The following is a 4,860-nucleotide window of genomic DNA, read 5'->3' as shown; positions in this document are numbered from 1 at the left end:
AATTCTATTTATATTTCTATCTATTTGTATAGGGTGACTAAAAGCGTTATTCATTTCTTCGAACACTAAACAATAATCTCTTAATAAAACAAAGTTAAACGCCGAACAAAATTCATCATTTTTTCCACAAGACAGTACAATTCTATTTAGCATGTATAAATCCATCATAGCCGTATCTTTAGCAGATTTCATATTATACCTCCTTATTTATATTTTACTTTATATTCTGCCTTGTGCATAAAAAGTTTTCAAACCCATTGTGTATATTGTGCAAGAACCAGACTAATATACTGTACCCCCCGTCCCCCATAGGGTGGGGGCTATGCGAATATTTAAAATTGCACATTTTTACACACTCTGTCTAGGCACCTAAGACATGGATTACTGCTTGAATAGATTTAGTTTTCATCTCTATTGGCTGAGGAAATCCATCTATGACATCTCTCAGTACAATTGGTAACTGATATTTATCAGCCACTTCCATTACCTTTATTACATATCGTTGTGCACAGGTATACAACGTGATTTCGCCGCTTTCCTCATGGATATTGATAATTGTCTCTTGTTCTTCTCTTAAGTACATTATTTCTTTCTCCTTTACTAGTATTAGAATAGCTAATATATTAGTCTCGTTTTTATAGATATATTTAAGTTTGTATATCTAAGTATGTTTATTAAGTCTGCATAACGGCTATATTTCAGCCGACTAAATAAGTCTTTTCTAACGAATGCAAATCTAAATTTATTGATACCAATTATGTTAGTCACACACGTTAGGGACTTTACAATTTAAATAAATTTTCAAGTCTATATCTATCTGCAGTTGCTAAACCATAAATTTTCTCCCTTCGTTTATTTAATTGAATAAGTAGTTCAGGAACTTGTTTTTCTAAATCCTCATTCGTGTGTGGCTGCAAAGGAAAATAAATATTGTTGTTATTCTTATGCTTTTTAATAATTAGCAGTCCAGCATCTATTAAACGTTTATTAGCACTAACGATACTTTGCCTACTACAATTCAAATATTCCTCCAACTGATAAATTGTTGGATAAGCGTAGCCGTATTCGTTATTAAATAATTCAAGGTATTTGATATACAGTGTTATATCAAAAGGCTTTATCAATCCTAATTGAACATAATAGAAAATATCTGTAGAGACTTTTTCAAATCGTTTTGTTACATCATGTGTGGCTAGTGATTGTTTAGGAATAATCGTTGTCATAAATTCACCTCGTTTTATATCACCTTTCATAGGGATAACTTGCAGTTTCTCATCTTTTTGGGACAGTTACATTTAAATTTTTTAATTAAAAAGATGCAGGGAATTTTCACCCTACACTTATAGAACTAGCATTTTTAAACATTTTTAGGACAGTGGATTATAAAAAATCTCGTAAATTCGCAGTGACATTTCCATGAATATAATCTCGTTACCTTTAACAATAGTTACGTTCACCTTCCTTTCTTCAAATTTTGTAGTTAGTAACCCCTACACATTTAAACTTGCAGCTATCTATCGTTTTAGGACATCTTTATTAAAAAACATACTCTTTAGTGATTGACAGTACGGTACAAATTCAATAACTTATTAAGTGTACAGGGAACATTCATGGCTTTAGAGGGCATCATGAAGGGATGTTTGCTATGAAAGGTTCTGTAAGAAAAGACGGTCAGAATTGGCTGTATGAAGTAACGATAAAGACTGATCCTATTACGGGTAAGAGAACAAGAAAGAAGAAGAGGGGATTTAAAACAAAGCGGGAAGCGGAAAAGGCACTAGCAGTACTATTAAATGAACTTGCAGCTGAAACGTATATTGAATCGTCTAATATACTGTTTTAAGAGTACTTACTAGATTGGTTTCAAACAAAACAGAAGCAAATCGGGAAACAAACTGCTAAAAACTATGAAACTTATATCAGCTATCATATTCTCCCTTTCTTAGGGAAGTATCCTTTATCTAAAATAACTACTATACTAATTCAAAGATTTATCAATTCACTTATTGATAAAGGACGTTCTAGTGCTACCATTAAAAAGGTGTATAACATTCTAAATAATTCTATTAAAAAGGCTGTAGACCTAGATTTAATTCCTAAGAACGTGTTATCCCATGTAGAACTCCCTCGCGTTACGAGGAAGGAAATGAATGTCTGGAATGTAGGGGAAGTAAAAGCCTTCTTGAAGGTTTCAAGAGATAGCAGATACTATATAGCTTTTCACCTAGCTGTTACAACAGGAATGAGGCAAGGGGAACTATTAGGTTTAAGATGGAAAGATATAGATTTAGAAAAAGGAATTGTTCATATTGTACAAACATTAAGTCATGACGGGAAAGAGTTTTTAACAGGTGCAAAAACTGTATCAAGTATTCGTTCTATTACCTTGTTATCCAATACTTTCCCTGTCTTGAAAAAACATAAGGTGAGTATAATGCGAGAAAAATTAAAAGCGGGAACTGAGTATGTAGATCATGTTCTAGTAATATGTACGTGTCGGGGAACTGTTCTAAGCCCTAGAAATTTATTAAGGACATTTAAAGGCTTGATTCAAAAATCTAACGTGCCTGACATTCGATTTCATGATCTTAGACATACACACGCTACTTCACTCTTACTAGAAGGAATAAATCCAAAGATTGTAGCGGAACGTTTAGGTCATAGTAAAGTGAGTTTAACGTTAGATACATACTCACATGTGTTACCGAACATGCAAAAAGAAGCAGCGGAGAAACTAAACAAAACTTTATTCGGCTGACGCTAGATGTAACAACGGTATCTACTATCACCAACTGGTCGCCAAATTCGTCGCCACTCAGCCCACTGTATTGAACTTTAATAAATTCAAAACAAAATAAAAAGCCGCAATCCCTTGGGAAATAAGGATTTGCGACTCTCTTTTGTATGACCCCGGAGAGGCTCGAACTCACGACCTCCACCCTGTCAAGGTGGTGGTCTCCCTGCTGAGCTATGGGAGAAACGTTGGTTTAAAGGGGTTTTTAAGGGTTTATATAAACGAAATTCTATTAAAAAAGCAATGGTTATTGTAAGTTCTGTGACCATTTGTGACCACAAAATAATGTTCTTAGCTGTCTGTATAATGGTAAGGGGAATGAGGAGATTCATTCTTTTTTTGATGTAGAGGGGGATTTTCACAATCGGAGGAGGACTTTTGGAGAGGGTAGGCGTAGGTTGGTTCAGACACATGGTATGGAAATGTTGAGTGTCCGAGAAAGAAATATGAGAGTGTGGAAGCTGAGCGAAAGAAACTTGACAATAGAAGGACAGAGTTTTAAGAAATTTTAAACCTTGTTGATAGTAAGAATCAATTAAAATCAGAAGTTGATAAGCTAGGAATAGATGTTGAGGTTAAGAAAGTCGAGATTAATATGATTTACATTCCAATAAGAAACAATTAAACTGTATAAATAAATAAATAAATTAATTAGCAATAGACACAAAAAGGAGAATTATCGTGAAAACAAAAAAATGGACAATTTGGGGAATTATCTTTTACATTCATTCAGCAGTATTACTTTTCTTAGGATTTGATAGACTCGGAGGATATCAAAATTCTGAAATATATACCGATTCAAATAAATATGCCTACGTAGGCGGAGATGCGTATAATTATATTATCAATACAAATGTACTTACAGGTTTCTTTGTACTTAGTGCGTCATTCTTTGTAGCGGGTACAATGTTAATCGCAACTGGTTCAATTCTAAGAGCTATCAAGGAAAAGTAAGTGGAGAACAAATACTTGAACCGCCAATAACACTATGTAATTAAAAATGGACTTCCTTTAGGAGGTCTTTTTTTATCTGTACCTTTGTTTCTACGAGAGATTATTGAAAATGTAAGTAGGGGTTGATAAGAGGAGGGGATGTGACCACAAAATTGTGCTCTTAGCGGTCTGTATATAAATAAATACTGCTCCTTTTATAGAAGAAAAAGGAGCAGCTTATAAAGAGTGATTTTAAGGATTCAGGTATAAAACACTAAAAAATAAAAACTACTTTAAACCATTTTGTGTTTTAGATTCTAATTTATTGTTATAAAAGCTTAGTAGTGCGATACCTTTACCAGATAAAGATTCAAATTCATATATTTTATAATTATAACTTTCGGAGGTTAACTTCCCTTCACCACCAATAAGTTTTATACATTCCTCATATGTCATGCCCAACTGCAATTGTTGAAATTCACCTAATGTAATATAAGCATCTTCGAGTTTTTGTAGTCTCTCATAACTTTGACGTAATTCTTCTTCTCTTTTTTCGTTTTCTGCTAGTGCCTTCTCTTGTTGTTGTCTTTTTTTCTCTTTTTCAGCCTCTTCTTTTTCTTTATTAACTTTAAAAGATAATTTATCTATATTTTCTTTGAAATCTTTAACATCTTGCTTAGAATTTAATATTCTTTTATCAATAATTTTTGCGTACATACTACCAGTACCTTCATTTTTATATGTAATACCGATTTTTTTATCGTCAGTGTATAATATATCCCCAAATATATACTCAAAGTAATGTTCAATTCCAATTTGCTGAATTTTCCATTTATCAGGTTTATATATTTCACGGTACATATTATATTCTTTTGTAAATGCAGTGATGTACATTATACCGTCTGCATTCTTCAGATTGTCTAAGACTACTTTGGTATTATATTTATTACAATACGATATATTGCCTTTTTGACACATTTCATGCTTCTTTTTTTCTTGTTTTTTGTCCCACTCAAGCACATATATAGTTGAAATGACTGTAATAAGAAATACAATAATGGAAGTTACCATAGTTATAAATATTTTTTTATCAGCCTTTTTCTTTTTAATAAACTTTAGATAAAGAATAAAAA

General features: G+C 32.4%; 5 protein-coding genes and 1 pseudogene. 2 read left to right on the top strand and 4 right to left on the bottom strand.

Translation table 11 applies throughout. From position 1 onward, the window contains the following. The 3 genes from DN403_RS21190 to DN403_RS21180 all read right to left on the bottom strand — a co-directional run. Window positions 1–192 (bottom strand): hypothetical protein (locus DN403_RS21190; protein ID WP_149185726.1); only part of this gene is annotated, 192 nt, incomplete at its 3' end. Between the two features lie 169 nt (window positions 193–361). Then, the gene (locus DN403_RS21185) at window positions 362–583 is read right to left on the bottom strand and encodes a hypothetical protein (protein ID WP_149185725.1); all 222 of its coding nucleotides are present in this window, start codon (window positions 581–583) and stop codon (window positions 362–364) included. Between the two features lie 199 nt (window positions 584–782). Further along, on the bottom strand, window positions 783–1,223 hold the full coding sequence (locus DN403_RS21180; protein WP_149185724.1) for a helix-turn-helix domain-containing protein: 441 nt from the start codon (window positions 1,221–1,223) through the stop codon (window positions 783–785). 422 nt (window positions 1,224–1,645) lie between these two features. On the opposite strand from DN403_RS21180, the pseudogene DN403_RS32355 reads away from it, so the two are divergent. Beyond that, window positions 1,646–2,758 (top strand): annotated as a pseudogene (locus tag DN403_RS32355) (site-specific integrase). A gap of 717 nt (window positions 2,759–3,475) precedes the next feature. Next, complete coding sequence (locus DN403_RS21170) at window positions 3,476–3,748, top strand: hypothetical protein (protein WP_149185723.1); 273 nt, start codon at window positions 3,476–3,478, stop codon at window positions 3,746–3,748. Window positions 3,749–4,015: 267 nt separating this feature from the next. Here DN403_RS21170 and DN403_RS31260 read toward each other — a convergent pair. Continuing rightward, window positions 4,016–4,860: hypothetical protein (locus DN403_RS31260; RefSeq protein ID WP_179958942.1), on the bottom strand; the 845-nt coding region annotated here is incomplete at its 5' end.

The sequence above is a fragment of the Bacillus sp. AY2-1 genome, from assembly GCF_008368965.1.
Lineage (GTDB): Bacteria > Bacillota > Bacilli > Bacillales > Bacillaceae_G > Bacillus_A > Bacillus_A thuringiensis_S.
Note: the sequence above shows the minus strand (reverse complement) of the source record. Positions and strands in the feature narration are given on the sequence as shown.

What these genes read in the sequence shown, in the direction of transcription:
- DN403_RS21185 (WP_149185725.1), bottom strand. Translation starts at nt 583, where the DNA reads ATGTACTTAAGAGAAGAACAAGAGACAATTATCAATATCCATGAGGAA.
- DN403_RS21180 (WP_149185724.1), bottom strand. Translation starts at nt 1,223, where the DNA reads ATGACAACGATTATTCCTAAACAATCACTAGCCACACATGATGTAACA.